Origin of the sequence: Intestinimonas massiliensis (ex Afouda et al. 2020), from assembly GCF_001244995.1 — a bacterium.
Lineage (GTDB): Bacteria > Bacillota > Clostridia > Oscillospirales > Oscillospiraceae > Intestinimonas > Intestinimonas massiliensis.
Map to the genome: position 1 here is coordinate 1595226 of NZ_LN869529.1, position 26522 is coordinate 1621747.

Genomic DNA, 26522 nt, shown 5'->3' on the forward strand with positions numbered 1-26522 from the left:
GCGGCAATTTGCCTGCCCGTTTTTTTATTATGGCAGGAGCCCGGCGTATTGCTTCCGCCGGGCCCCCTTGTACGTGCTACTTTCTCTTGCAGGCAGCCGGTACCACACAGGTGCCGCTGGCGCGGCACACCAGCAGCGGCTCGTCCAGCACATCGGCTGCGGAGGCGCTGACCTCCGGGCGGGCCGTGATGACCTTGTAGGCGGTAAAGACCATCTTGCGCGAGGTATTTCCTACAGAAGTGATCTCGCCCCTGGCCTCGATGTAATCCCCGGCGTAAACAGGGGCCATGAACTCCACGTTGTCATAGGCGCAGAACAGGCCCTCGTCGCCGTCGCAGCGTATGAGCAGCTCCGTGGCCACGTCCCCAAACAGGTGGAGCATGTGGGCGCCGTCCACCAGGTTCCCGCCGTAGTGGGCGTCCTTTGCCGACATTCTCACACGCAGCTCAGAGGTGATCTTTTCCATAATAAACGTCTCCTTTCATTTTACGGGGACACATTCTGTCCCCCTCCTAAATTAACAGCAAATTTCATGCCAGGATCCAAGCCAAAGAACCGAAACACAAATGGAATCGGCGCCATCCAATTATAAAGTTGGCATAACGTTTGCAATTATACAGGGGCGACCCAAAATCAAAAAAAGAAAGCAGGCGAAGATCATGCCGCGTGAAGTCATGCGCAACATCTACCGCATCCCCGTCCCTCTGCCCAACAACCCCCTTCGTGAGCTCAACTGCTATCTGATCCGCGGGAAGGACCGCAGCCTGCTGATCGACACGGGCTTCCGGCAGGAGACCTGCCGCCGGGCGCTCTTCGACGGGCTGCAGGAGCTGAACGTGCGCATGGAGGATACCGATATTTTTTTGACCCACCTCCACTCGGACCACACCGGCCTGCTGCCGGAGGTGGCCTCCGCGTCCAGCCGTGTCTTCATCGACGACCTGGACCGGGACTGGATCGTGGGGAGCACGCGTTTTGAACTGGAGCGTCAGGAAGACGCGCGCTTCGCTATGGCCGGCATCCCGCCGGAGATGCTCCGGATTGCCTCGCAGACGCACCCAGGCCGGTGTTTTGCGCCTGACCCGAGCTTTGATCGCTATACCCGCCTGTCGGCGGGGGCTGTGCTGGAGGTGGGGGGCTATCGCCTGGAGGTCCTCCGCACGCCGGGCCACACGCCCAGCCACCTGTGCCTGTGGATGGCGGAGCAGCAGGTCATGTTTACCGGCGACCATGTGCTGTTCGACATCACCCCCAACATCACCCGCTGGCCCAATCTGGAAAATGCCCTGGGCTGTTACCTGCGCAGTCTGAAGCAGGTGCGGGAGTATGACGTAAAAACGGCCTTGCCCGCCCACCGGGCCACCGGAGATTTCCATGCCCGTGTGGACGCGCTGCTGCGGCACCATGCATACCGGCTGGAGGAGTGCCTCAAGGTGGTCCGGGAGGAGCCGGGGTTGCTCCCCTTCGAAATCGCGGGACGGATGACCTGGCGCATCCGGGCCAAAAATTGGGAGGACTTCCCCATCCCCCAAAAATGGTTTGCCGTGGGGGAGTGCCTCTCCCACCTGGACCTGCTCCGGCTGGAAGGGCAGGTGCGGGAGGAGCTGGCGGACGGCAGGTTGTATTACTATCCGAACTGAACCCAACAAAAAAGAGGAAGGGAGCGCGTATTACAAATGGCGTGGATGGAGACAGCGGACTTGTGGGTCCGGCCGTCGCAGGAGGCGGATCTGGAGCTGTTTTACCAATGGGAGCGCAGGCCGGAGGTAACGCAATTCTTCAGCATTGCCGATGGACAAAGCCGGGCGGAGGTGGAGGCGATCTATCGCAGAGACGCGGCCGACCCGGGCCGGCGTCAGTACACCATCCTGCTCAAGCCCGAGGGGCGGCCCATCGGGCGGATCGTGCTGGCGGACCGGATCGAGGGCTGGAAGGTAGAGATCTTCCGGATCTATATCGCGGATACCGCCTTGCGGGGCAAGGGCTACGGAAAGCAGGCCATGCAGGCGATCCTGAAGCAGTGCTTCGAGGCATGGGGCATGGAGCGGGTCTATCTGGACCATTATACCGGCAATCCGGCCGCGGAGTTATATCGGTCGCTGGGGTTTCAGTACGAGGGGGTCCTGCGAAGGAACTGCCGGAAAAACGGGAAACTTTACGACGTGCACCTGATGTCCATGCTGAGGGAGGAGTATCAGCAGGCCCGCCAGAACCGGTGACGCCGGTCCGCACCCGGTCCATCCGCCCGCGCGGAACCGAAGCCTGGTCGCCGGACTTTGTCGGAGCGCCCGATCCGGTCCGTCTCCGCGGAGAAGCGCCGGGGGGCCTTGGGCGGGCGGTGCCGCTGTGCATTGTCGGTAATATTCAAATGCTTGTCCCAGTAAAAGGTCCTATTGCTGCTCTCTCATGGGGGGCGGTGCCATCCACGATGGCGGTCTTTTTCTCCGGCAGGAGGATGGCGTCCAGGGAGTCGGGGTCGCCGGAGCAGCGGATGTACTCCACCTGGAGCCCCCGCTCCTCGGCGGCGGCGGCCACCCGCTTCATCAAGGTGGATTTTCCGCAGCCGGGGCCGCCCTTCAGGATGAAAACGGCGTCTGCCTCCGCCGGGTCGATGAGCTGATCGTACAAGGAATAAAATCCCGCAGGGGAATTCGCACCTAAAAAATATCGGACCTGTGGTTCCGTTGACATGGGCTTACCCTCCTAACTATTCTCTACTTCAGGGTATGCCGTCCGCCGTGCCCCGGTGCCGTGCCTGCGCCCGTTTTTTTACCCGTTCCGGCCATTGTTTTTCCCCTTTCCCGTCAAAAGGGCCCCGCGCCTTCCGCAGGAGGCGCGGGGCCCTTTTCGCCGCTTCAGCGGGCTTCGGTCAGCGAGCGGTCCAGCAGGAAGGACAGCAGACGCTCTTCCGGCAGCGGTCTGGCATAGTAATAGCCCTGGAGCCAGTCGGCGTCATACCGCCGGAGGCCCTCCGCCTGGGCCGCCGTCTCCACGCCTTCCACCACCACCCGCTGCCCCATTTTGTGGAACAGCTCCAACAGCGTATGCACCAGCATATCCGCCCGCCTGTCCTCCGGGAAGGCAACCAGCAGGCTCTGGTCCAGCTTGATACACTCGAAGGGCAGGTCCAGTACGCTGGAGAGGTTGGAATAACCGGTCCCGAAGTCGTCCAGATAAAAGCGCACACCCTTGGCGGACAGCTCGCCCATGACCTTTCGCATCCGCTCCAGGTCCTGAAGCAGCACCCGCTCGGTGATCTCGATCTTCAGCCGCTCCGGTGAAACGCCGTGACGGGCCAGGCAGCCGGTCACCCGCCCGGTCAGGTCCGGGTCCATAAACTGCTGCATAGACAGGTTGATGGAGACCGTCTCCAGCCCGGCGGCCTGCCCGCCGCCCAGCAGACGGCATACCTCCTCCAGCACGATCCAGCTCAACTCGTCGATGAGTCCCGTCTCTTCGGCCAGCGGGATGAATACCGAGGGAGGCACCGCCCGCCCCTGAAAATCCTCCAGGCGGAGCAGGGCCTCCGCCGAGGAGAAGGCGCCGGTCCCACAGCGGTACACCGGCTGATACCAGACCCGGAAGCGCCGCTCCCGAATGGAACGGCGGATCAGCTCCAGCAGCTCTTTCCGCCGCTCTAGCGCTTCCCAAACCGCTTCCCCGCACTCCACCGTCTCCTCCGGCCCCTGCTTGGCCAGGCGAAGCCCGTGTTCCAGCAGCTCCAGCACCTGGGCCTCCGTCCAGGCCTGCCCCCGGCAGACCAGGTCGGTCAGCCGGGCCGGAATCAGCGTCTCTGCGTCTCCCAGCGTCCAGGTTCGCTGGAACCGCCGCTGCACCGTCTCCAGGCTGCTGCGCCCCTTCTCCTGACTTTCCCACGGCAGGAGAAGGGCAAACTCCACGTTGCCAAAGCGGAAGGCCCGGCCCTCCGGCTCCATATGGTCCAGCCAGCGGGCAATCTCATAGAGGAAGGCGTCGCCCGCGGCGTGGCCGAAGCGCTGGTTGACATTGACAAAGTGGTGCAGGGAGAGCAGGATCACCTGAAACCGCTGCCGCCCCGCCAGACGCAGAGAAATCTCCTGATAAAAGCTGTTTCGATTGCCGATCCCCGTCAGGCCGTCCTGCTCCACGCTGCTGCACTGGAAGCCGAGAAACAGGATGAGATCGGCCATGGCAATGATGGTGCCGTTGAGCAGCAGCTCGGGATAGAGGAGCTGAAAGAGCATCAGCAGCAGTGCCACCGGGGGCAGGGTCCGCATGACCCGCACCATGTCCCGGCTGACACAGGGCTGGTTTTTAAAATAGCACAGCAGCAGCAGCGCCAGTTCTGCGGCCATGATGCCGTAGCCCAGCCGGTTGAGAGGACCTCTCTGGTAGTTCCCCATCGCATCGAAGGAGAACATGACCCCGCTGCCCAGGTTCCACAGCACCACCGCCAGATCGATCAGCGTCAATGCGCTCACCCACCGCCGGGCCCGGCGCAGGCAGCCCTTGTCGTACACATGCTCCAAGATGAGGCAGAACAGGTATAGGGCCGTCATGGAGCACATGAGAACACTGATCAGGAAATAGGCGCTGTTCAGCATCAGGTTGACCCACAGCGGCACCCGGGCCGCGTTCTGGATGGTCACCACACACAGCGTATTGAGAATCACGGAGCTCAGGGAGAGCCACAGACACAGGCCGTACATCCTCCGCCGCGCCGTCACCGCCCACCTTCGCTCATAAAAGTAGAGCAGCAGAATCATCAGAAGGATACATGCAAAAAACTCCGCCGACAGAGACCACTTCATACCGGAGACCACCCCCCTTCGGCTACGGCAGCCGTCAATTGTATCTTCATTTTATCACATTTTCTCAAAAAACGTAAATATTGTATCCAAAAAATGTTACAAACATCTATCTCCCTCCCCTCCGGCCTCACCGGACCGCACCCCGGCTGTTGCTATTTGTCCTCGGTTCGGTTACAATATGATTATATGCCACCGCTGCTCCGGCGGAAGCACTTTATTGGAAAGAGGTGACGGCGTTTGAGCTTTCTCTCCCCCGGTTATCTGCTCTTTTTTCCGGCCACGGTGCTGCTCTACTTCCTGCTGCCCCGGCCCTGTAAAAACCTGTGGCTGCTGGCGGCAAGCTGGTTTTTCTATCTCTGCGCCGGGCCGGACTGCTTCGCCTTCCTCCTGTGCGCCACGCTGGTCACCTATACCGGAGCCCGGCTGCTGGAGCGCCGGGATGGAGCGAGCCGGAAAGCCCTGCTGACGCTGCTGCTGACACTTTTGTTCGGGACGCTCTTCCTCTTCAAGTACCTGGACTTTGCCTTCTCTCTGGCGGAGCGGGTGCTGGACGCGGCGGGCCTCTCCTTCTCCTCCCCCGCCCTGGATCTGATCCTCCCCGCCGGGATCTCCTTCTACCTTTTCATGGCGGCGGGCTACCTTATCGATGTGTACCGGGGCGACCGGGCCGCAGAACACAGCTTCCTTCTCTGCGCCCTGTTCCTCTCCTTCTTCCCCCATGTCATCTCCGGCCCCATCGCCCGGGCGGGCGGGCTGATCCCCCAGTTCCGTGAGGTCCACCGGTTCGACTATGACAAATTTCGGGCCGGGCTGCTGCGCTTTCTGTGGGGCGCATTCAAAAAGCTGTGCATCGCCGACCGGCTGGCCGTGCTGGTGAACGCCGTGTTCGCCGCCCCCGGGGACTTCGGCTGGCTCCAGGTCATCGCCGCCGCCTGCGCCTTCTCCGTTCAGATCTACTGCGACTTCTCCGCCTACTCCGACATGGCCCTGGGCTCGGCGGAGGCCATGGGCTTTCATCTGATGGAAAACTTCCGCACGCCCTACTTCTCCCGCTCCATTGCCGAATTCTGGCGGCGGTGGCACATCTCCCTGTCCGCCTGGTTCCGCGACTACCTGTACATCCCCCTGGGCGGCAGCCGCCGGGGAAGGACCCGCAAATACCTCAACATCCTCCTCGTGTTCGCCGTCAGCGGCCTGTGGCACGGCGCCGCCCTCACCTTCGTGGTCTGGGGCCTGCTCAACGGTATCTATCAGGTGGCCGGCGGTCTCACCGCCAGGCTGCGGGCCCGGTGCCGCCAGTCGCTCCGGATGCGGGAGGACCGCCCCCTCACCGTCCTGTGGCAGATGGCGGTCACCTTCGTCCTGGCCACCCTGGCCTGGGTCTTTTTCAAGGCGGGCTCCCTCTCCGGGGCTCTGTCCGTGCTGCGGGCCATGCTCCCCGCCGGCCCCGCGCTGGTCCATCCGGTACTGGCCTCTATGGGGCTGGACCGCCGCGAATTCCTGGCCGCCGCCCTGGCCGGCCTGGCCCTGCTGGCGGTGGACCTGCTTTCCCTCCGCGGAAGCGTCCGCGCCCGGGTCCTGGCTCTCCCCCGCCCTCTGCGGTGGCTCGTCGCCCTGATCCTGCTGCTCTGCGTGTTCCTTTTCGGGGTATATGGCACCGGATACGATCCCCAAGACTTCATCTATTTCAAGTTTTAGGGGGAACGGCCATGAAAAAAAGCAAAGAACTTCTGTTCGCCGCCGCCTTCGTGCTGACGGCCGCGCTGCTGCTGGGGCTGTGCGGGGCCGCTCTGCGGCCGGTCCGGGTGGACTACGGCGCAGTGTGGGAGCCCTATCTGGCCGAACCTAAGGACAGCTTGGACTACCTCTACCTGGGCAGCTCCTACGCCTACTGCGACGTCAATCCAAGCCTCATCTATGACGCTACCGGCCTGACCGGCTACGTGCTGGCCGGCCCGGAGCAGACTCTGTCCACCACCTACTGGTACCTCAGAGAGGCCCTCAAAACCCAGACGCCGCAGGTGGTGCTCATCGAGGCCTCCGCCCTCCACTTTGAGCGCTACCAAAACTACAGCCAGATCAATGTGGGCTATATGCCCTTTTCCACCAACAAGCTCCACGCCATTTTTGAGGCCGCGGAGCCCGAGCTGCGTACCGGCCTGCTCTTTGACCTGTACTTCTACCACAGCCGCTGGAAAGAGCTCACCGTGCAGAGCGCCCTGTGGGCCCTGGCCCCCAAAGGGGCCGACCAGCTCAAGGGCTACACCGCCGTGGAGGGGGTGTTCGAGCAGATCGCCGACGGCCCCTTCCAGCGAGAGGTGAAGCCGGACGCCGTCTACCGGCAGAATCTGGCCGACCTGGGTCGGATTCTGGCCCTGTGCGAGGAGTACGGCGCTCTGCCTGTGGTGGTCTTCCACCCCACCTACAGCCAGCTCCCCGCGCAGGAATACGAGCGCATCCGCTCCGATGTGGCCGCCCTGGACCCCAGGGCCAAATACTTCGACTGGAGTAGTCAGATCACCTCCATCGGCCTGGACCCGACGCTCCATTTCTTTGACCCCGGCCACCTGAACCGAGCGGGAGCCGACCTTTTTTCCCCTTGGGTGGGAATCTTTCTGACCAACGAGCTGGAGGTCTTCCCCCGAGCCCAGACGGAGGAGAACGCCGCCGCCTGGCGCGCCTCCGCCGAGCACTGGCTCCAGGCCGTCCCCTCAGAGCAGGAATAGCGTCAGAAGGACGCCCGGTTATGCACCGGGCGTCCTTCTTCTATGCAAAATCGGTATAACGGCGGCGGGCCGCCTATGATATGATAGAAAAAACGGAGGGATGGCCATGATCAACCAAGCACGCGTGACACAGACCTTTTTGGACTACGTCCAGATCGACAGCGAGACCCACTTTGAGCGGGAGATGACCGCCCGGCTGGTGGCCGATCTGGAGGCGCTGGGCCTTCCGGTGACCACCGACGAGGCTGGAAAGGCCGCCGGCTCGGACGGAGCCAATGTCTACTGCCACCTGGAGGGGGACCCCAACAGTGACTGCATCCTCTTCAGCGCCCATATGGACACCGTCACTCCCGGCAAGGGGGTCCGGCCTCAGATCCGGGACGGCTATATCTACAGCGACGGCACCACCATCCTGGGGGCCGACGACAAGTCCGGCATCGCCGCCATACTGGAGGCGCTGCGCACGCTGCTGGAGAGCGGCGTCCCCCACCGCCCCATGGACATCCTCTTCACCATCCGGGAGGAGGGCGGCCTCAACGGCTCGGCCAACGTGGACTACGGCCGCCTGAAGGCCAAATACGGCGTGGTGCTGGACGCCAGCAACGACGTGGGTAAGATCGTCTCCAGCGCGCCCGGTCAGATTCGCATTTACGCCGACATCTATGGGCGGAAGGCCCATGCCGGCTCCGACCCGGAGAAGGGGGTCAGCGCCATCCAGGCCGCCGCCGTGGCGGTGAGCCGGATGCGGCTCCAGCGCATTGACGAGGAGACCACCGCCAACATCGGCACGCTCTCCTGCGTGGGGGAGACCAACGTGGTCCAGGACCACGTCACCTTTGCCGCCGAGACCCGCAGCAAAAGCCCGGAGAAGCGGAAGGCCCAGGCCGCCCACATGGTGGCCTGCCTGCAGGAGGCCTGCGACGCCCTCGGGGCCCGGCTGGAGTACCGACTGCACCATAGCTATCAGAGCTACGGCTTCCCGGACGACCACCCCCATGTCCGGCGGCTGATGGACGCCTGCCGCCGGGCCGGCGTCGAACCCTGGACCACCTACACGGGCGGCGGCACCGACGGCAACAACTTTAATGCCCATGGCATCGAGACCGTGGTACTGGCCTGTGGCATGGAGCACGAGCACACCACCCAAGAGCGCATCGCCATCCGGAACCTGGCCGATGCCTCTCAGGTGGTCTATCAGCTCATGCTGCCGGACGCCTGACCCATCCAGACAATCAGACACGTCGCTCCGGACCAGCCGGAACAGCGCGTCTTTCCTTTTCTCACAGCCAGTCGGCCACCACGTCTCCCACCGCGGCGGGCCCCACCGTGTTGCGCGTCAGCAGCTCCATCAGTCCGTCGATACGGGAAATGCTGACCGTGACGTTGGGGATGACGGCGCTGTCGCCCCCCTGTTCCGCCACCTTGACCCCATAGCTCTCACAGGAAAAATGCTCCGCTACCTCCATCTCTCCGATTACAACATAGTAATCAAAGCAGTGGGAGACGCCATCCTCTCCCCGGACCGTTCGGCGCTCTACAAACAGCTCCCTCATCTTGTGTTTTTCCTCCTTCTTTTAACATCTTGCTTACATTATATGGTGGTATATACGGAAAGTATCGCAAAAAATGTCGAGCAAAAGGAATATTTTGGAACTTGCCATTGTGCCGCACCCCTGGTATGATGATGGCAGATTCTGCGGTGCTCCTGCGCCGCATCGGAGGTGAACACATGCGTCATTGGCTGCGAAAACGGGTGGCGCTGCACGACTGGCCTCTGTTCCTTCTGACCCGCGGGCTGTGTATGACCACCATCTTTTTGCTGGCCGCCCTGCTGCTGCGTCTGTGGACCGGGCCGGCGGACCCCTGGCTGCTGAACTGGTATGCCGACTATGTGCAGGCGATGGCGGCCGTGCTGCTGGGGACTTCCCTGATCGGCCCGCTCCTGCTGGAGGACGTACTGCGGCGATATACATAAAAAAACGGGGACCGGACAGTTGTCCGGTCCCCGTTTTTGTTTCCAGAGGGAAAGTCTTTTACTTGCTGTAATCGAAGAAGCCCTTGCCGGTCTTGCGGCCCAGGGTGCCGGCGCGGACCATCTTGCGCAGCAGCAGGGAGGCGCGGTACTTGGGATCGTGGGTCTCGTTGTACAGCACGTCCATGATGGCCAGGCAGACGTCCAGACCGATCAGGTCGCCCAGAGCCAGGGGGCCCATGGGATGGTTGGCGCCCAGCTTCATGGCGGTGTCGATGCCCTCCGCGGAAGCCACACCGGTGTACAGCAGGTCGGCGGCCTCGTTGATCATGGGGATCAGGATCTTGTTGACCACAAAGCCGGGGGCCTCGTTGACCTCCACGGGCTCCTTGCCGATCTCCACGGACAGGTCGGCCACGGCCTTGTAGGTCTCGTCGGAGGTGTGAGCGCCCCGGATGACCTCCACCAGCTTCATCACGGTGGCGGGGTTGAAGAAGTGCATGCCGATGAACTTGTCCGGGCGCTTGGTGGCCGCGGCAATGGCGGTGATGGAGATGGAGGAGGTGTTGGTGGCCAGGATGGTCTCCGGCTTGCAGATCTTGTCCAGCTCCGCAAAGATGCTCTTCTTGATGTCCAGGTTCTCAATGGCGGCTTCCACCACCAGGTCGGCGTCCGCGGCCATGTTCAGGTCGGTGGTGAAGGTCATGTGGGCCAGGATGTCGGCCTTCTTCGCCTCGTCCATCTTGCCCTTGGACACCAGCTTATCCAGGCCCTTGTTCAGACGGCCCTCGGAAGCCTTGATGATATCGTCGTTGATGTCGCGGACCACTACATCAAAGCCCTTCTTGGCAAAAACCTGCGCGATGTCCAGGCCCATGGTGCCGCCGCCGATGACAACAATCTTTTTCATGTTCTTTTCCTCCTATTATGTATGTGTATGGAACGGGTTCGCGATTCTTTTCCGGCCGTGCTTACCGATTCTTGAAGTTCTTCTCCTTGCGCTTCTCCAGGAACGCGCCCATGCCCTCGTCCTTGTCCTCAGTACCGCAGCACACGCCGAAGGCCTCCGCCTCGAAGGCGCAGCCGGTGTAGATGTCCGTCTGCATGCCCTTGCGGATGCAGCGCTTGGACTCCTTCACCGCGATCTGTGCGTTGGCGCAGATGGCGTTGGCCAGCTCCAGGGCCTTGGGCATCAGCTCGTCGGCGGGGTACACCTCGCTGACCAGACCGATCGCCTTGGCCTCTTCCGCCCCGATGACCTTGGCCGTCAGAATCAGCTCCATGGCTTTGGAGATCCCCACGATGCGGGGCAGACGCTGGGTGCCCGCGAAGCCGGGGGTGATGCCCAGGCCCACTTCGGGCTGGCCGAACTTGGCCTTCTCGCTGGCCAGCCGGATGTCGCAGGCCATGGAGATCTCGCACCCGCCGCCCAGCGCGAAGCCGTTCACCGCCGCGATGACGGGCTTGGACAGGTTTTCCAGCTTCAGGAACACATTGCCGCCGTGGATGCCGAAGTTCCGGCCGTCGATGGAAGAGAACTGCTTCATCTCTCCGATGTCCGCGCCTGCCACAAAGCTGCGGCCCGCGCCCGTGAGGATGACCACATAGATTTCCTCGTTGGCTTCCACCTGGTCCAGAGCTGCGTCCAGATCGCTCAGCACCTGGCTGTTCAGGGCATTCAGAGCCTCCTGACGGTCAATCGTCAGAATCCCCACGTGCCCCTGCTGCTCTAATTTCACGAATCCCATACTTTGCTGCCTCCTTATTGCGATTCTCCGTTTTTAAGCGGAGTGGTGCTGGGGTATCCCCTCCCCACACCGCTCTTAGTATAGCTGTTTTCCCTGGCATACGCAAGAGGGAAACATGAAAAATCTGTGTTCTATCTATGAATTTTGCGGGATTTTACCCACATTCCTCCCATTCAAACGTGCGAAATGACCGATTTTCCGCAGAAAGGCATAACTCGGTACCAAAGCGAAATATTGGTAGTACCACTAAATTGGTGCTACCTGTTCCGCCTCTCAGAACGGGTCCGCGGCAGGCGGCACAGCGCCTTGGTCACCCCATCAGCCTGCCCAGCCATTCGGCCAGAGGCAGGTATGCCAGCGGCAGGAAGATCGCGGGCAGCATATTGCCCACCTTGATCTTTCCCTGGCCCAGACCCAGCATGTTGATGGCGATGCCCATGATGATGGTGCCGCCCACGGCGCTCATCTCGGTGATGACCGCCGGGGCCAGATAAGGCCCCACCCACCCGGCCAGCAGGGTCAGTCCCCCCTGGTAGAGGATCAGCGGTACCACGGAAAACGCGGTACCCACACCGAAGGTGGCGGCATAGGTGATGGAGGTCACCCCGTCGATGACCCCCTTGGACACCAGAACGGTGTAGTCCCCGTTGAGTCCGGCGTTGAGGGAACCCGTGATGGCCATCGCCCCCACACAGAACAGGACGGAGGCATTCATAAATCCCTCCGTAAAGCGGCTGCTGCCGCCTGCCTTCATCAGCCTGCGCTGGAGCGCGCCCCCCACGGAGTCCAGCCGGTCCTCGATGCGGAGGGCCTCCCCCAGGATGGTACCCACCACCATGCAAACGATGACGCACAGGGCGTTCTGTGTGCCTACGGCGGAGGAAACCCCGATGCCCAGCACACACAGACCCAGCGCGTGGGTGACGATGCTGGAAAAGCGCGGGGGGATGAAATTTTTGAACAGCAGTCCGATGAGGCTCCCCAGCAGGATGAGCCCCGCATTGATGAACGTGGCGGGCATGGCGCGCTTCCTTCTCTCTCTGCACCCTTGCGGAGGTGGATTTACAGGGCTCTATGATACCACGTTTTCCCTGCCGTTGTAAAGCGTTAAAGTTGTCCCGCCACATGTTCATTGACCCCCTTGAATATACTCTGCCAGGAAGGGGGCGCTTTTTTGAAACTGAGCCGCACATCCATGCTTTACGGTACGCTGCTGTTGACGGCCACCGGACTTTTTTCCCAGCTTCTGGGTTTTATTTACCGTATCCTCCTCTCCCGCCTCATCGGTGCGGAGGTCATGGGCCTCTACCAGCTCGTTATGCCGGTCTATTCGGTGCTGCTGTCCGTAACCGCCGTGGGCCTGACGGCGGCGGTGTCCAGCCTCACCTCGGAATACCAGGCTCTGGGCAACCTCCGGGCCGCCGGACAGGTGCTCCGGCGGTGTCTGGCCGCCCTGTTCCTCCTGCTGGTCCTGCCCTGTCTGGCGGTGGTGCTGTTCTCCGACGCCATCTCCGTCTATCTGCTGGGCGACGCCCGGACCCGACTGGGGCTGGTGCTTCTTCTGCCCTGCCTTCTCCTCACCGGGGTGGAAAACCTCCACAAGCACGCCTTCTACGGCTCGGGCCTGATCCGTCCTCCCGCATGCACGGAGATGCTGGAGCAGTTGGTGCGCACCGTGGCGGTGCTGGGGCTGCTGGTGCTCTTTCTCCCCCAGAGCCCCGAGCGGACCGTGGGGCTCATTGTGGCGGGCATGGTGATCTGCGAGGTCTTTTCCTCCTGCACCCTCACGCTCCTCCACCGGCGGTATACCCGCCGCCTGCCCCCGGACCGGGGCCGCGGCGAGTCCGGCCGGGTCCTGGACCGCCGCATCCTTCACATCGCCGTACCCATCGGCCTGACCGCCCTGCTGGGCAACCTGATGGGTTCGGTGTGCGCCATCCTCATTCCTCAGCGGCTGGTGGCCGGCGGGATGGAGGTCTCCGCCGCCATCTCCGCTTTCGGGGTCATGTTCGGCATGTCCCTGCCCCTGCTGAACCTGCCCACCGCCTTCATCGCCGCGCTGGGCCTGGTGCTGGTGCCCAAGCTGGCCGAGAGTGCCGCCCTGGGCCGGAGATCCGAGGTCCATCGCCGGGTCTCCAAGGCCATGCTGGGCACCTCGGTGCTCATGCTGCCCGCCATGGCCTTTCTGGTGGTGCTGGGGCCCACCTTGGGCGCCGTCCTGTTCCGCGAGAGCTCCGTGGGAAACTACCTGGCTCCCCTGTCGGTGGGGGTGGTGCTCTCCTGCTATCAGTCGGTGCTCTCCTGCTCCCTCAACGGCGTGGGCCGCCAGCCCGCCGCCGCCCGCAACGCCCTCATCAGCGGCGCGGTGGAGCTGGTCATCGTCTTTCTCACCGTGGGCATCCCGGGCGTGGGGCTGCGGGGCTATGTGTGGGCCTTTCTCATCAGCGCCCTGGTTGGGGTCGTGCTGGGCGCCGTCTCCCTCCGCCGGGCCACCGGCCTCCGGCTCCAGATCTTCCTCTGGATCACCGCCCCCGGCCTAGCCGCCCTGCTCATGGGCCTGTGCATCAATCTGCTCTTCCGGGTGCTGCTGGACCAGGGCTGCGACGGCCTGCCCGCCGCCCTGGTCTGTCTGGCCTTCGGCGCCGTGCTCTATCTGTCCGCCCTCTATGCCCAGGGCCTTCCCGTTTCCCAGCTCTTCCGCCTGCGCCGCTCCTGAAAAAATGCCGGGCTTTTGTCCGCTGCGGGGTCAAATGTGGTATACTACCCCTTGAAAAGGAGTGATCCCCATGAAAGCACTGATCACCGGTGCCAGCTCCGGCATTGGCCGGGACATGGCCCGCGGCCTGGCCCGGCGGGGCTATGATCTGATTCTGGTGGCCCGGCGCACCGAGCGGCTGGAGGAGCTGGGCCGTACCCTTCCCGTGCAGGTCCAGACCATCTCCCTGGATCTGGCACAAAAGGGCAATTGCAGGGCTCTGTATGAGCAGGTGAAGGACCAGGACCTCGACATTCTGATCAACAACGCAGGTAGGGGGCTCTTCGGCCCCTTTGATGAGACCGACCTGGAGGAGGAGCTGGCGATGCTGGATATCAACATCCGGTGTACCCACATCCTCACCAAGCTGTTTCTGCCCGACTTCAAGCGCCGGAACAAGGGCCACATCCTGAACGTGGCCTCCTCGGCGGCCTTTCTGCCCGGCCCCCTGCTCTCCTCCTATTACGCCTCCAAGGCCTATGTCCTCCGGCTGTCCGAGGCTATCTCCGAGGAACTCCGCCGGGCTGGCAGTCAGGTGAAGATCAGCGTCCTCTGCCCCGGCCCCGTCCGCACGGAGTTCAACGACGTGGCCGGCGTGCGCTTCAGCATCCGCGGCCTGCCCAGCCCCTCTGTGGCGGAATACGCCATCGACCGGATGCTTCGGGGCCGGCTGGTCATCGTCCCCGGCCTGGACATGAAGCTGGCCCATCTGGGGGCTCATCTGGCCCCGGACCAGCTTCTGCTGCGGATCTGCTGGCACATGCAGAAGCGTAAGCAGGGCTGAATCGACGCAAGGGGGCGCGGCCATCCGACCGCGCCCCCTTGCGTTCTCCTTTACCGCAAAAGCTCCTTCAATTTTGGTTCAAACTGAACCCCTTCAATCAGGGGTGTCTCGGCGGCCAGTGTGCTGGAGGCGCAGGACTGCACGAACTCCACCGCCCGGTTGGTGGCGATGGGGAGCTGCTCTCCCCGCAGGATGGAGCCCAGCACCACCGAGGCGAAGAGATCTCCCGTACCGGAAAACTGCCCCTTTTCCTGCCGGGCCACGGCAAAGCGGATTTTTCCGGTGCGGCAGTCCAGGCAGGCCGCCCCCACCGTGCCAGGCGCGAAGCTCACGCCGGTGATCACCACCGAGCGCCGACCGTCCAGCGACAGCCGGGCCAGCCAGCTCTCCATGCCCACCTGAGTGGTGGGCACGTTGGCGTAGTCCTCCTCCAGCAGGATGGCGGCCTCCGTGGCGTTGGGGGTGATGAGGTCGGCCTGCGCCGCGAGTTCCCCCATAAGCCGGCACATTTCCGGGGTGTAAGTACGGTAGACCTTGCCGTGGTCCCCCATAACGGGGTCCACCAGCACCAGCGTATCCTCCCGGCGGAAGTCGTGGATAAACTGGCGCAGGACGGAGATCTGCCGGGCAGAGCCCAAAAAGCCGCTGTAGATGGCGTCAAAATCCATGCCCAGCTCCCGCCAGTGCCGCGTGCCCTGCTCCATCTCCGGCGTCAGATCCAGAAACGAGGCGCTCTTCGCCGCCGGGAAGGCCGTATGGGCGGACAGCACTGCGGTGGGCAGGGGGCAGCACTGGATGCCCATGACGGATAGGACAGGCAGTATCACAGACAGCGAGCACCGGCCCAGTCCGGACAAGTCATGGACCGCTGCTACCCGTGGCGTTCGGTTCATAGGTGTTCCTCCCGACTGCGGCCTGCCGCGGTGCGGCGGGCCGCTATCATTGCTTGGTGGTGCCATTATACCAACTTCTGGCCCGTTGTGCAATTGACTTTTTTGACGGCAAATGCTAAAATAAAATTTATTGAGTGCATCCCGGTCTTTTCTGTCCCGAGCGGTTGTCTTGCTCCGTGCCGTTGTCGGCCGCTCATCCATGCGGGCATGATGGAATTGGTAGACATGCGAGATTTAGGTTCTCGTGCAGTGATGCGTTGGGGTTCGAGTCCCCATGCCCGCACCAAACATTGACGGGATCTTGTCAAAAATGACAGGCTCCCGTCAATGTTTTATTTTGTTAGAAGCGGGCCCTATCTGTGCAAGCAAGGCGGGCATAGTTCCCGATAGGGGAGCCAGCAGGCAGCGGACAAATAAAGCAAATTCCTTTTCTGTGACGAATCTCCTGCTTTTATAGCAAAAACAGACCACTTTAACCCGAAATTCAAAGTATTTTCGCGCTTGCAGGCCACACAAATCTTTGCTAAAATACCATTGTAGTAAAGGGTGAATCGTCTGTTGTTGACCGATATTTCCAAAAGGAGAAAACGGAGATTATTAATATATGGAAACTATTAAAAATAAGTATTTCCCAAGGGCGGTTGCGGTTGCGCTGGCACTTGCCCTTCTCACCGCCGGATGCGCTGGTCCGGAAACGGTTCCTGACGCGGAGATGAGTCCCTCCCAAATCGCCGCGCAGGAAGCGGAGCGCACGCAGGCGGAAAAGGAGCGGCTTTCCATGCAGAAAGCCGCCGCGGAAGAATTGGAAGGATACCGCTGGCCCCGGGAATCCGTCTGGAAAACGATTATGGGGGAAGAGATGGAGTTTATCCTTTACCATGGGAACGGGTGGACAATTCATGTGCCTGCCGCCTGGGAGGAGACCAATGCCGGAACGTGGGACGCGCCTTCCCATTGCGCCAGTTTTTCCGTCAGCAAGCAGTTCTTGGGGGTGAATAACCCCAAATGGTTTCGTGCGCAGCAGGGCGCATGGAAATACGAGACAAATTATGAGCCGCCTTTCGACTACTATTACGATGACGACGGAGGCTATACGCCTCCCGCCGGCAGCGCCGACTACATCTACTTTTTCGCCCCGGACGGTGAGAACCAAAGTTATGAGTTTACGCTTCAAACGGTGGTGGGCGAGACCAGCGAAGAAGAAAAGTGCCTTCAAGAAGCCATGCTCCTCAGTTTTCGCCTGGACGAAAGCTCTCATGTTTTGAACGCGGAGGCTTACACGCCGGGAAGGACGGAATGGGACGCCGCCGTGGCGGGGCTGATGGCGGAGACACAGCAGCTTTGGTTCTCCTGGTATCACGACGGGACGTACATAGAGCCTGACGGGAAGGGGGATCCGGACTACGTCTCCTATGTCATGGCGCTGGAGGATTATTGCCCGGAGGAGTTTACAGAGACGTTTTTCGGGGAAAAGCCGGAGGGGGCGGAGACATTGGAGGGAGATCCGATTACCCTTTGCCTGCCTGAAATGGGAATATGGCTGTACTTCTACAACAATTCTCCTTGGGTCCATATTTACCACGCCGGCGAGGAGTATTGGGCAAGATTCTGCCACAAGGACGATCCGGACAAGCTGATTTTCGACACGGTCCACGCCTGGCTGGAAGCGGAAAGCATGTGGGCGACCAGTCCGGCAGAGGCTTCGGAAAGCGGCGCTTGACAGCATGCGGCAGAGGGTTCCCCGCAAAGCGCCACCGTGGTGTCATACGGCTTGATATAGGGTGTGGTGGTGTTTGCTGTTTCGCTGTACCTGCAAGCAAGGTTGTCCGCCGCAGGGACGCCCCCTGATCTCTCGTTTTCTGACAGTATACGGCCACGGCCCCAGCTCCGCACCCGAGTCCAAACCAGATACGCTGCGCAGGGCTTTTCTCCTACATCTTTTTCGGCAAACATAGGCAAACCAATATAATCCGAACTTGCTTCCTATAGGATATAGGAGACGGGTTCGGATTATCTGTTTTCTTTGACCGTTATGAGAACACCTATTTCCCCAATGGAGTGAAGCGCAAGCCCGCCACCAGGCCAAGAGGGCCACGGAAAAAGAAGAAAACCATATAAACGCAAAAAAGGCAGGGCGTCATCCGAATGTGGTGACACCCCGCCTTTGCTATGTCCTTATTCTGTTTTGGCCTCCTGCTTCTCCGCTTCCCTTTGTTTCTTCCATTCAGCAAACTCCCGCTGGCCTTCCTCACTCTCATAAAAAGCGAGCATGTCCGGCAAGATGCAGCGGGCTATCGCCTCAATCTAGTGCTGGGGAATGTCGGTGCTGGTGTTGGTAATGATCTTTTTTCTTCTACCCAAATGTACCTCCGTGTTTCTCAAAGATGGCTTACAGTTCGATTGCGGTATTCGTAGAGATAGCTGCATCTGCTGTGGCCGTTTCTATTGTTTGCACTTCTGACGGGAAAACATCTGCCGTGGTGTCAGCGGAACTGGCGGTAAAAATCCCGGTCAGAAAAATGGCACACAAGATTATGCCAAGCAATACTCCGTTCAAAATGGGTTCCTCCTTTGTGGTGAAATGGATGTGTTGCTTACGATTGTCAGCATAACTCGAGGGACTGAACCATCTCTGAAACACTAACGCCAAGTTTTGTGAACGGTTTGTAAAACTTTCTTTTTCAGAGATGTTTCAGCCAACGGATGTACTATAATGTCGATAAAATACATCTTCTGACAAGCAAGGAGCATCCAAATGAAGATATTGATTATAGAAGACGATAAGTTGTTGGCCGAAGCCTTGCAGACTTTGTTGGAAATCAAAGGCTTTGATGTGGAAGTGGTCTATGATGGCGAGGACGGCACGGAATACGCCGAAACCGGCATTTACGACTTACTCATCATGGATGTGATGATGCCCAAACTCAATGGGTATCAGGTTGCAAGGCAGGTGCGTCATCGCCGTGTCACAACGCCTATCCTGATGCTGACCGCCAAAAGTGAAACGCAGGATCGTATTGAAGGATTAAACGCCGGAGCGGACTATTACCTAACCAAGCCTTTTGACAACATGGAGCTGCTGGCCTGCATCAATGCCCTCCTGCGCCGCAAAGGAGATCAGGTGGACATGCTCCGATACGGAAATACCACGCTGGATCTGACTGGATATATGCTCAGTACAGAGAAAAACAGTATCCGCCTTTCCAAGAAGGAATTTGATGTGATGCGCCGCCTGATGCAGTTCCAAAGCCGCAGCATCCGCAAGGACGTATTGCTGACACAGGTGTGGGGATATGAGTCCAACGCCACAGAAAACAATGTAGAGGCCTATGTGGGATTCCTGCGAAAGAAACTGAAAAGCATTGGCTCGAATTTGAAGATCGAGTCCATCCGGTTGTTGGGGTATCATCTGGAGGTGACGGAGACATGATTAAACGGCTGCGCATCAAATTCGTCTGTATCAATATGACCATCGTGACTATTATGCTCTGTGTGATTTTTGGCCTCGTTCTCCACTTTACCAGCGTTAGCATGGAAAAAGAGAGTATTGAAATGATGCAGTCCGTGGCGCTTGATCCGCTTCAACTCGGCATTCCCGGCAAAGGCGCTTCCGGTGTTCGGCTACCATATTTCGCGCTCCAGCTTGGCCCCGGCGGAGAGTTGCTGGCCTCCGGCGGCGGATATTACGATCTGACTGACCGGGCCTTGCTGAATGAACTGATCTCCCTGTCCTCTGTGCAGAAAACCGGAGTATTGTCCGACTATGGTCTGCGCTATGTCCGGGTGGTAACACCCACCATGCAGTGCATTGTGTTTGCGGATATGTCCAGCGAAATCAACACAATCAACAATCTGTTGCAAAATTGCCTGCTTATCGGCGCAGCCAGCTTTATCATCTTTTTGATGATCAGCATCCTGCTGGCACGTTGGGCGGTGAAGCCAGTGGCGGTGGCATGGGAGCAGCAGCGTCAGTTCGTGGCCAACGCATCCCATGAACTGAAAACACCTCTAACCGTGATCCTCAGCAACGCTCAGATGCTGGCAGAAAACGTCGAAGATCTGGAACTGCGGAAACGAATGACAGCAAGTATTTTGACGGTTTCGCAGCAGATGAAAGATCTGGTCACCAAGCTGCTCAACTCTGCGCAGGTGGATCAGGGTATCGGCGCCATGCAGTTTTCTGCCGTTGATCTAAGCCATACGGTTACCAATGCTCTCCTGCCCTTTGCTCCTATTTTCTATGAGCAGGGGATGGAACTGGACAGCGTGGTTCAGGATGACATTTGGGTTCAGGGAAGCCAACCGCATCTGATTCAAGTTGTGAATATTCTACTGGACAACGCACAGAAATACGGCGTCGAACACGGCCATACTCGCGTGACACTGCGGCAGCAAGGTAAAAAGAGCTGTCTGCTGACAGTGGCAAACGAGGGCAAGGCCTTGTCCGGCCAAGAACTGAAAAACATTTTCAAGCGGTTCTACCGGGCCGACGCCGCCCGGGAACGGACGGGCAGCTACGGCCTGGGCCTCTCCATAGCAGAGGGTATCGTACAGGCCCACCGGGGCAAGATCTGGGCGGAGAGCAAAGATGGCGTCAATACTTTCTTGATTCAATTGCCAACTACATCAGTAAAACCATAAAAAGTGGGAGCGGGCTGAATGAGTGCAGTCCGCATCCACTTTTTGTTTCGGGCCAATGAAAATTTCAGAGATGGCTCAGTTTCGGATGTTACAATGAATTAATCAGTGCTTCGTCTGACTTTCAAACGAGAAATTACTCGGACAGCAAATCAGCATGAAGGAGGTCCATTATGATATCAGTTGAACACTTGACAAAATGTTATGGTGATTTCACGGCTGTGGACGACCTATCTTTTGAGATCGGAGAGGGCCACGTCTATGGCTTCCTGGGCCCCAATGGCGCAGGTAAGTCCACCACCATGAACATCATGACAGGCTGCCTGTCGGCAACGGCGGGCCATGTGCGGATTGATGGATACGACATCTTCGATGAACCGGACAAGGCCAAGAAGCTGATCGGCTATCTGCCGGAGCATCCCCCGCTGTATATGAATGAGACGCCCTTGGAGTATCTCACCTTTGTGGGTGAGGCCAAGGGGCTGCGGGGCGAGGAGCTGAACCGGCAGATCGACACGGTCATCGGTCTGACCAAGATCGAACATATGAAGCACCGCCGTATCTCCGCCCTCTCCAAGGGGTACCAACAGCGCGTGGGCATCGCCCAGGCGCTGTTGGGTAATCCCAAGGTCATTATTCTGGACGAGCCCACCGTAGGCCTCGACCCCATTCAAATCATTGAGATCCGTGACCTTATCAAGGAGCTGGGCAAGACCCATACCGTTATCTTCAGTTCCCACATTCTCTCCGAGGTGCAGGCCATCTGTGACCAGATCCTGATGATCGCTCATGGCAAGCTGGTAGCCTTTGATGACCCGCAGAAGCTGGAAAAGACGCTGCTCTCGTCCAACGAGATCACCTTAACCACTGATGCGACAGAGGATGAACTGCGCGAGATCCTCAGCAGCGTGGACCATATCACCGAGGTAACCACGGGAATCGTGGAGGAAAAGTGGACGGTCGCCCGTATTAAGACCGACCACAACAACATTTACGATCTGTCCCGTGATGTGTTTCTGGCCTTTACGAAGAGCAAAAATGTGATCTTGGAGATGAGCCTGAAAAAGGGTACACTGGAGGACATTTTCATTGAGCTGTCCGAGGTGGAGCCTGATACGCAGGTTGCCACTCATGATGAGGCACACGAAAGCGAGGTGGAGGAAGTATGATTGCAGTATTGAAACACGAGTTGCGGACCTACTTTCGCTCCCTGACCGCCTATGTGTTCGGCGCCTTTTTGCTGCTTTTCATCGGCATCGGTTCCGTTCTCTATAACCTGCAGGCGGCAGTCAGTAACTTCGAGTTCGTTCTGGGCTTTAGCTGTCTGGTTTTCGTGGTCATTGTCCCCATTCTGACCATGCGTGTCATTGCGGAAGAACGTAAGCAAAAAACCGACCAACTGCTCTACTCTCTGCCCATCACTACCACGCAAGTAGTTCTGGGCAAGTATCTGGCCCTGCTGGTCGTGTATCTGATCCCGCTGGCCATCATTAGCCTGTACCCTCTGATCTTCTCCCAGTACGGCGATGTGTACCTGTTGACCGCCTACGGCTCTATTCTGGCCTTTTTCATTCTGGGGGCGGCACTCATCGCTCTGGGCGTGTTCATCTCCTCTCTGACGGAGAATCAGGGATTTGCCGCCGGAATCGGCATTGCAGTGATCCTGCTGAACTATTACAGTGTCAGCCTGTCTCAATCCGTATCTTCCACCGCCTTCGGCAGCTTGGTTGCCCTTGCGGCTCTGATCGTTGCCCTGGGCTTTATCATCAAGCATCTGACTAAAAACAATCCAATGGTATGGACAATCTGCATTGCCCTGTACGCTGCTATGCTGATCGCCTATTGGGTGGACCACACCAAATTTGAAGGGCTGCTGCCCATCATCATGACCACCCTTTCCCTCTTTGAGCGGTTCTATGTATTTGTAAACGGCGTCTTTGACGTGACGGGTATTGTATATTACCTGACCATTATTGTCTTCTTCCTGTTCCTGTCCGTCCAGTCCCTGGAGAAACGGAGGTACAATTGATGAATAAACTGAAAAACCTCCTATCCTCCGGAAACAGCGAGCGAAACCGTCAAGCAACGAAAGGCGGCTCGTACTCTCTGGCTGTCACCGCCGTAGTGCTGGCCATCCTGGTAGTCGTCAATATCTTTGTGTCCGCCCTTCCCACCCATCTGACCAGATACGATATCAGTTCCTCTCAGCTCTATTCCATTACCAGCAATACCAAGGCGGTGGTCAACGCCCTGGAGCAGGATGTGAGCATCTATTGGATCGTCCAGTCCGGCGCAGAGGATCCGGTCATCGAAAATCTGCTGGACAAATACCAGAGCCTGTCCGACCACATTGCAGTGGTGAAAAAGAATCCAGACGTGTATCCCGCCTTTGCCGAGCAGTACACCGATGAGGTGGTCCAGAACAACAGCCTGGTCGTAGAGTGCGGTGACAAGCATCGCTATATCGGCATTGATGACATCTATCTGGGTGAAATCAACATTTACTCCGGCACCTACAATGCCTCTGACTTCGACGGTGAAGGCGCTATTACTTCCGCCATTGACTATGTGACCAGCGAGGAATACCCCCAGGTCTATATTCTGGAGGGTCATGGTGAGGCGGAGCTGCCCGCGTCTTTTGCCGAGCAGATTGAAAAGGAAAACATGGAGACCAACACATTGTCCCTGCTGACGGTAGATGAGATCCCCGAGGAGGCCGACTGTATCGTGATCTATGCCCCTGAAAGCGATCTCTCCGTGGAAGAAAAAGACATGCTGGCTGACTATGTGGCAGGCGGCGGCAAACTGCTGGTGATGGCAGGCGCTGTGAAGGAAGGGATTCTGGAAAACCTGTACAGCCTGCTGGGTGATTATGGCGTTACCGCCAATGAGGGCATCGTAGTGGATAATGACCGGAAACACTATGCGTTCGGCGTCCCTTATGTGTTGATGCCTGATATGGCCAGTAGCCACATCACCGATCCTCTGATCGAAGAAAACTATTACGCTATCATGCCCATTTCCCTGGGCCTGACCGTGGATGGAAGCACCAGTAAGGGAACTGTTACGCAACTGCTTACGACCTCGTACAATTCTTTCAGCAAATCTTTCAGCAAACTGGCCGGAGATAGCTTTTCCACCTATGAGCGGGAGGAGGGTGACATTGAAGGTCCCTTCTCCGTGGCCGTTTCCATTGATGATAACAGCGGTGGCCAGATTCACTGGTTCACCTCGGACGAATTTCTGAACGAAAGGTATAATGCCTATTCCTCCGGTGCCAACATGGACATGGCTATAAACGCCCTGTCAGACCTGATCGGCGAGAGCGAGGCCATGGCCATCCGCAGCAAATCCCTCAATTACAACTATCTGACCATCAGCGATTCCACCTCCTCCTTGCTGAAGGTCCTGATGATCGGTGTGTTCCCGCTGACCTATCTGGGTGTGGGCATCTGCGTCATTCTAAATCGAAAGAAGGTGCAACATGAAACGGTCTAAACGGCTTTACGCGATGCTGGGCATTCTGGTGGTTGCCTGCATCGCCACCTTTGCGGTGACCCAGACAAAAGAAGAAAGGGAACAGATCAAAGCCACCGGCGAGATCGTGCTGCAAGTTTCCAGCGATGATGTCCAATCCCTGAGTTGGGAGTACGGAGAGACCTCTTTGGCCTTCCATAAGGACGAGACCTGGCTCTATGATGAAGATGAGGCATTCCCGGTGGATGAGAACACCATCTACGAAATGCTGGAGCAATTCGAATCTTTTGGCGTGTCCTTCGTCATTGAACAAGTCACCGATTACAGCATGTACGGTCTGGACGATCCTGTGTGCACCATCCATTTTGCCACGGAGGATCAGTCCTATGAGATTGAATTGGGCGATTTTAGCAACATGGACGAGGAACGCTATGTTTCCATCGGGGACGGCAACGTGTATCTGGCAAAAGTTGACCCGCTGGATCAGTTTGATGCCACGCTGAAGGACATGATCAAGCATGACGAAGACCTGGCCTATGACCAGGTGACCCAGATCAAGTTTGAGGGTGCGGAAAACTACACCATCTTTTATGAAGAGGAAAGCGCCGCCACCTATTGTGCGGACGATGTTTACTTCACCGAGAAGGACGGGGAAATTCTGCCCCTTGACACCGTTCGGGTCGATAACTGGCTGGAATCCCTTACCACCCTTAATCCTACCGATTATGTGACTTACCATGTCACGGAGGAGGAACTGGAGTCCTACAATCTGGTCGAGCCTGAATTGACCGTCACGGTGGACTACACCAACGAGGATGAGGGTGGAAAGGAGAGCTCCGATACCTTTGTGCTGTCCATCAGCCGCAACCCCGAAGAACTGGCTGCCGCTGAGGAGGCCAAGGCGAATGGCGAAGAAGCAGAGGATGTCACCGCCTATGTCCGTATCGGTGAGTCTCAAATCGTTTATAAGGTCTCCGAGTACAACAGCAACCGCCTGAGAGCCGTTTCCTACAACGAGCTGCGCCACCGCGAGGTTCTGCCTGCTGACTTTGAGGACATCTACCAGATCGACGTTACTCTGGAGGGTTCTGACTACACCATCGCCGTGGACGGCGAGAAGGATGATGAGCGCATCTGGAAGTATCAGGAGGATGAGGTTGCGATCGACGCCCTCCAGGATGCTCTGGAAACTCTGGATGCGGAATATTCCAGTGACTTCCTCTCCGACGACCCCACTGGGAAAGAGGAGATCCGCCTGACTGTCCATCTGGACAACGAGAATCACCCCAAGGTGGACATTGAACTGTATCGCCATGACGGCGAGGACTGCCTTGCCGTGGTGGACGGCGAGACCTTCGCATTAGTACCTCGCAGTGATGTGGTAGATCTGATCGAAGCAGTCAATGCTATCGTTCTGAACTAAGAACCTGTATTCACAAAAGGCGAGTCAGGCAGTAAGGTTTCCATCCTTTTCGACCATACACCGCTTCTACGGCGGGCCCGTCTGAGCGGGCTGTGGGAGAAGACCCTGCGGCATCTGGTGAAAATATCCCGGGAGCGAGCCGGGCGTAAAGCGGAGCCGAGCGATGCGCTCCTTGATTCCCTGAACGTCAAAGTGACCGGTGTGGCAAAGGAACGCGGGATAGACGGTGGAAAAAGCGAAGGGCAGGAAGCGGCACATCCTCAGCCGCTTGTGAATACAGGTTCCAAACTAAGGCATCACCGCACAATTCCCCACACACGTCTTGGCGGCCAATTTGCCCCACAAATGCGTTGCAATACCTTGCAATACACAAAGTATTCCTGCGGTTTTGCGCCTTTTTGAGGCACAAATTCTCGCGCCAATCCGCACGCGTTGAATTATGCGGTAATACCCTAACAAAAAATCCACGAGCGATCCGTTTGATCACTCGTGGATTTTTGTTTGTCCCGTACCAGCGTTATACCCATGGTTCACAAATGGTACCTATGAGAAGTAACACTACGGTTACAGGGGTTTTTTCTATGGCGTTGCCAGCAGTTGGAAGTGGTTTTTGTGGAACGCCAGAATCCCCTCATCCCGCATCCGACACAGCTCGGCGGAAAGGCCGCTCCGTTCCACCGAGAGGTAGTCGGCCAGTTGCTGCCGGGAATAGGGAATGTCAAATTCCGCATCGCCGCACCGCTGCGCCTCCGCCGACAGATAGGACAGCAGCTTTTCCCGGGTGGTGCGCTGCCCCATGTGGGTGAGCTTCTCCGTAAAGCGCAGGTTCTTTCCGGCCAGGTCAGAGAGCAGGTTGCGGATCATACGGCTGTGGTGGGCGCAGGTGGTGGGACACATGGTCAGGATGCGCCGGACGTTCAGGAAGAGCACGGTGCAGGGAGCCTCGGCTGCCACTGCGATGTTGAGCACCGCGCCGGGCGAACAGGCAAAGGCCTCGGCAAACAACTGCCCCGGTCCGATGCGCGCCATAATGTTGCGGCTCCCCCAAAAGCTCTCCTGGGTCACCAGAGCGCCGCCGGCCAGGAGCAGCCCGACGGACTCCACCGTATCGCCCACCCGGAGCAGATACGCCCCCTTGGGATAGCGCTCCACCCGGGCGTCCAGGCACCCGAGAATGGCCCGGATCTCCTCCTCCTCCATCCCGGCAAAGAGGGGCGAGGTCCTCATAATCGGTAAAAAGAGCTCCAAAAAATCATCTCCGTTGAAAAATCAACCGACTGGTTGCAATTAATATACTATAATACAGCCAGAAACAC

Annotated in this window: 25 protein-coding genes and 1 tRNA gene; 16 read left to right on the forward strand and 10 right to left on the reverse strand. The window is 58.7% G+C overall.

Features of this window, described 5'->3' with window-relative positions; translation table 11 throughout:
* Positions 1–76: 76 nt before the first annotated feature.
* Positions 77–466 (reverse strand): 3-aminobutyryl-CoA ammonia lyase, encoded by a 390-nt coding sequence (locus BN2154_RS11550; RefSeq protein WP_050618914.1) that lies wholly within the window; start codon positions 464–466, stop codon positions 77–79.
* 193 nt (positions 467–659) lie between these two features.
* Between BN2154_RS11550 and BN2154_RS11555 the strand changes: the two genes are divergently transcribed.
* Both BN2154_RS11555 and BN2154_RS11560 read left to right on the forward strand, forming a co-directional pair.
* Positions 660–1640, forward strand: coding sequence for an MBL fold metallo-hydrolase (locus BN2154_RS11555; RefSeq protein WP_195892346.1), 981 nt, complete (start codon positions 660–662; stop codon positions 1638–1640).
* A gap of 36 nt (positions 1641–1676) precedes the next feature.
* Positions 1677–2219 carry a GNAT family N-acetyltransferase gene (locus BN2154_RS11560; RefSeq protein ID WP_094762496.1) on the forward strand — a complete coding sequence of 181 codons (543 nt, stop codon included), beginning with the start codon at positions 1677–1679 and terminating at the stop codon, positions 2217–2219.
* 145 nt (positions 2220–2364) lie between these two features.
* Here BN2154_RS11560 and BN2154_RS11565 read toward each other — a convergent pair whose 3' ends face one another.
* Entirely contained in the window at positions 2365–2691 is a 327-nt protein-coding gene (locus BN2154_RS11565) for an nSTAND3 domain-containing NTPase (RefSeq protein WP_050618917.1), read from the reverse strand.
* 164 nt (positions 2692–2855) lie between these two features.
* A complete protein-coding gene (locus BN2154_RS11570) occupies positions 2856–4790 on the reverse strand; it encodes a GGDEF domain-containing phosphodiesterase (protein WP_050618918.1) in 1935 nt (644 codons plus the stop codon).
* 237 nt (positions 4791–5027) lie between these two features.
* Between BN2154_RS11570 and BN2154_RS11575 the strand changes: the two genes are divergently transcribed.
* From BN2154_RS11575 to BN2154_RS11585, 3 genes are all read left to right on the forward strand, one after another.
* Positions 5028–6488, forward strand: a complete 1461-nt coding sequence (locus BN2154_RS11575) for an MBOAT family O-acyltransferase (RefSeq protein WP_050618919.1) — start codon at positions 5028–5030, stop codon at positions 6486–6488.
* An 11-nt stretch (positions 6489–6499) separates the two neighbouring features.
* Positions 6500–7516 carry a hypothetical protein gene (locus BN2154_RS11580; protein WP_050618920.1) on the forward strand — a complete coding sequence of 339 codons (1017 nt, stop codon included), beginning with the start codon at positions 6500–6502 and terminating at the stop codon, positions 7514–7516.
* Positions 7517–7622: 106 nt separating this feature from the next.
* Positions 7623–8735: a M20/M25/M40 family metallo-hydrolase gene (locus BN2154_RS11585; RefSeq protein WP_050618921.1), complete on the forward strand. Its 1113-nt coding sequence runs from the start codon at positions 7623–7625 to the stop codon at positions 8733–8735.
* Between the two features lie 61 nt (positions 8736–8796).
* Here BN2154_RS11585 and BN2154_RS11590 read toward each other — a convergent pair whose 3' ends face one another.
* A complete protein-coding gene (locus tag BN2154_RS11590; protein WP_050618922.1) occupies positions 8797–9069 on the reverse strand; it encodes a DUF6514 family protein in 273 nt (90 codons plus the stop codon).
* A gap of 176 nt (positions 9070–9245) precedes the next feature.
* On the opposite strand from BN2154_RS11590, the gene BN2154_RS11595 reads away from it, so the two are divergent.
* Complete coding sequence (locus tag BN2154_RS11595) at positions 9246–9491, forward strand: hypothetical protein (RefSeq protein ID WP_050618923.1); 246 nt, start codon at positions 9246–9248, stop codon at positions 9489–9491.
* A 58-nt stretch (positions 9492–9549) separates the two neighbouring features.
* Here the strand turns inward: BN2154_RS11595 and BN2154_RS11600 are convergent, their stop codons facing one another.
* The 3 genes from BN2154_RS11600 to BN2154_RS11610 all read right to left on the reverse strand — a co-directional run bounded on the left by BN2154_RS11600 (position 9550) and on the right by BN2154_RS11610 (position 12257).
* Positions 9550–10398, reverse strand: coding sequence for a 3-hydroxybutyryl-CoA dehydrogenase (locus BN2154_RS11600; protein ID WP_050618924.1), 849 nt, complete (start codon positions 10396–10398; stop codon positions 9550–9552).
* Positions 10399–10459: 61 nt separating this feature from the next.
* Entirely contained in the window at positions 10460–11236 is a 777-nt protein-coding gene (locus BN2154_RS11605; protein ID WP_050618925.1) for an enoyl-CoA hydratase-related protein, read from the reverse strand.
* A gap of 310 nt (positions 11237–11546) precedes the next feature.
* Positions 11547–12257 (reverse strand): DUF554 domain-containing protein, encoded by a 711-nt coding sequence (locus BN2154_RS11610; protein ID WP_050618926.1) that lies wholly within the window; start codon positions 12255–12257, stop codon positions 11547–11549.
* Between the two features lie 153 nt (positions 12258–12410).
* Here BN2154_RS11610 and BN2154_RS11615 point away from each other — a divergent pair, with 153 nt between their 5' ends.
* Together BN2154_RS11615 and BN2154_RS11620 are read left to right on the forward strand one after the other, a co-directional pair.
* Positions 12411–13952, forward strand: coding sequence for a putative polysaccharide biosynthesis protein (locus BN2154_RS11615; RefSeq protein ID WP_242853751.1), 1542 nt, complete (start codon positions 12411–12413; stop codon positions 13950–13952).
* 70 nt (positions 13953–14022) lie between these two features.
* Positions 14023–14775 (forward strand): SDR family NAD(P)-dependent oxidoreductase, encoded by a 753-nt coding sequence (locus tag BN2154_RS11620; protein ID WP_050618928.1) that lies wholly within the window; start codon positions 14023–14025, stop codon positions 14773–14775.
* A 50-nt stretch (positions 14776–14825) separates the two neighbouring features.
* On the opposite strand, the gene BN2154_RS11625 is transcribed toward BN2154_RS11620, so the two are convergent.
* Positions 14826–15668: a pyridoxamine kinase gene (locus tag BN2154_RS11625; protein ID WP_050618929.1), complete on the reverse strand. Its 843-nt coding sequence runs from the start codon at positions 15666–15668 to the stop codon at positions 14826–14828.
* 201 nt (positions 15669–15869) lie between these two features.
* Between BN2154_RS11625 and BN2154_RS11630 the strand changes: the two genes are divergently transcribed.
* Together BN2154_RS11630 and BN2154_RS11635 are read left to right on the forward strand one after the other, a co-directional pair.
* Positions 15870–15954 (forward strand) — tRNA-Leu (locus tag BN2154_RS11630).
* Between the two features lie 426 nt (positions 15955–16380).
* Positions 16381–17388 carry a hypothetical protein gene (locus BN2154_RS11635; RefSeq protein ID WP_195892347.1) on the forward strand — a complete coding sequence of 336 codons (1008 nt, stop codon included), beginning with the start codon at positions 16381–16383 and terminating at the stop codon, positions 17386–17388.
* A 669-nt stretch (positions 17389–18057) separates the two neighbouring features.
* Here BN2154_RS11635 and BN2154_RS15830 read toward each other — a convergent pair.
* Positions 18058–18225 carry a hypothetical protein gene (locus BN2154_RS15830; RefSeq protein WP_154666690.1) on the reverse strand — a complete coding sequence of 56 codons (168 nt, stop codon included), beginning with the start codon at positions 18223–18225 and terminating at the stop codon, positions 18058–18060.
* 198 nt (positions 18226–18423) lie between these two features.
* Between BN2154_RS15830 and BN2154_RS11645 the strand changes: the two genes are divergently transcribed.
* From BN2154_RS11645 to BN2154_RS11670, 6 genes are all read left to right on the forward strand, one after another.
* Positions 18424–19098, forward strand: a complete 675-nt coding sequence (locus tag BN2154_RS11645) for a response regulator transcription factor (protein ID WP_050618931.1) — start codon at positions 18424–18426, stop codon at positions 19096–19098.
* Positions 19095–20309, forward strand: coding sequence for a sensor histidine kinase (locus BN2154_RS11650; protein ID WP_050618932.1), 1215 nt, complete (start codon positions 19095–19097; stop codon positions 20307–20309). Before BN2154_RS11645 ends, BN2154_RS11650 begins: the two co-directional genes overlap by 4 nt.
* 170 nt (positions 20310–20479) lie before the next feature.
* Positions 20480–21475 (forward strand): ABC transporter ATP-binding protein, encoded by a 996-nt coding sequence (locus tag BN2154_RS11655; protein ID WP_050618933.1) that lies wholly within the window; start codon positions 20480–20482, stop codon positions 21473–21475.
* Complete coding sequence (locus BN2154_RS11660; protein WP_050618934.1) at positions 21472–22335, forward strand: ABC transporter permease; 864 nt, start codon at positions 21472–21474, stop codon at positions 22333–22335. Before BN2154_RS11655 ends, BN2154_RS11660 begins: the two co-directional genes overlap by 4 nt.
* Positions 22335–23804 carry a GldG family protein gene (locus tag BN2154_RS11665; protein WP_050618935.1) on the forward strand — a complete coding sequence of 490 codons (1470 nt, stop codon included), beginning with the start codon at positions 22335–22337 and terminating at the stop codon, positions 23802–23804. The genes BN2154_RS11660 and BN2154_RS11665 overlap by 1 nt, the downstream gene beginning before the upstream one ends.
* On the forward strand, positions 23791–25206 hold the full coding sequence (locus BN2154_RS11670; RefSeq protein ID WP_050618936.1) for a DUF4340 domain-containing protein: 1416 nt from the start codon (positions 23791–23793) through the stop codon (positions 25204–25206). The genes BN2154_RS11665 and BN2154_RS11670 overlap by 14 nt, the downstream gene beginning before the upstream one ends.
* Before the next feature lie 579 nt (positions 25207–25785).
* On the opposite strand, the gene BN2154_RS11675 is transcribed toward BN2154_RS11670, so the two are convergent.
* Complete coding sequence (locus BN2154_RS11675; protein ID WP_050618937.1) at positions 25786–26433, reverse strand: Crp/Fnr family transcriptional regulator; 648 nt, start codon at positions 26431–26433, stop codon at positions 25786–25788.
* Between the last annotated feature and the right edge of the window lie 89 nt (positions 26434–26522).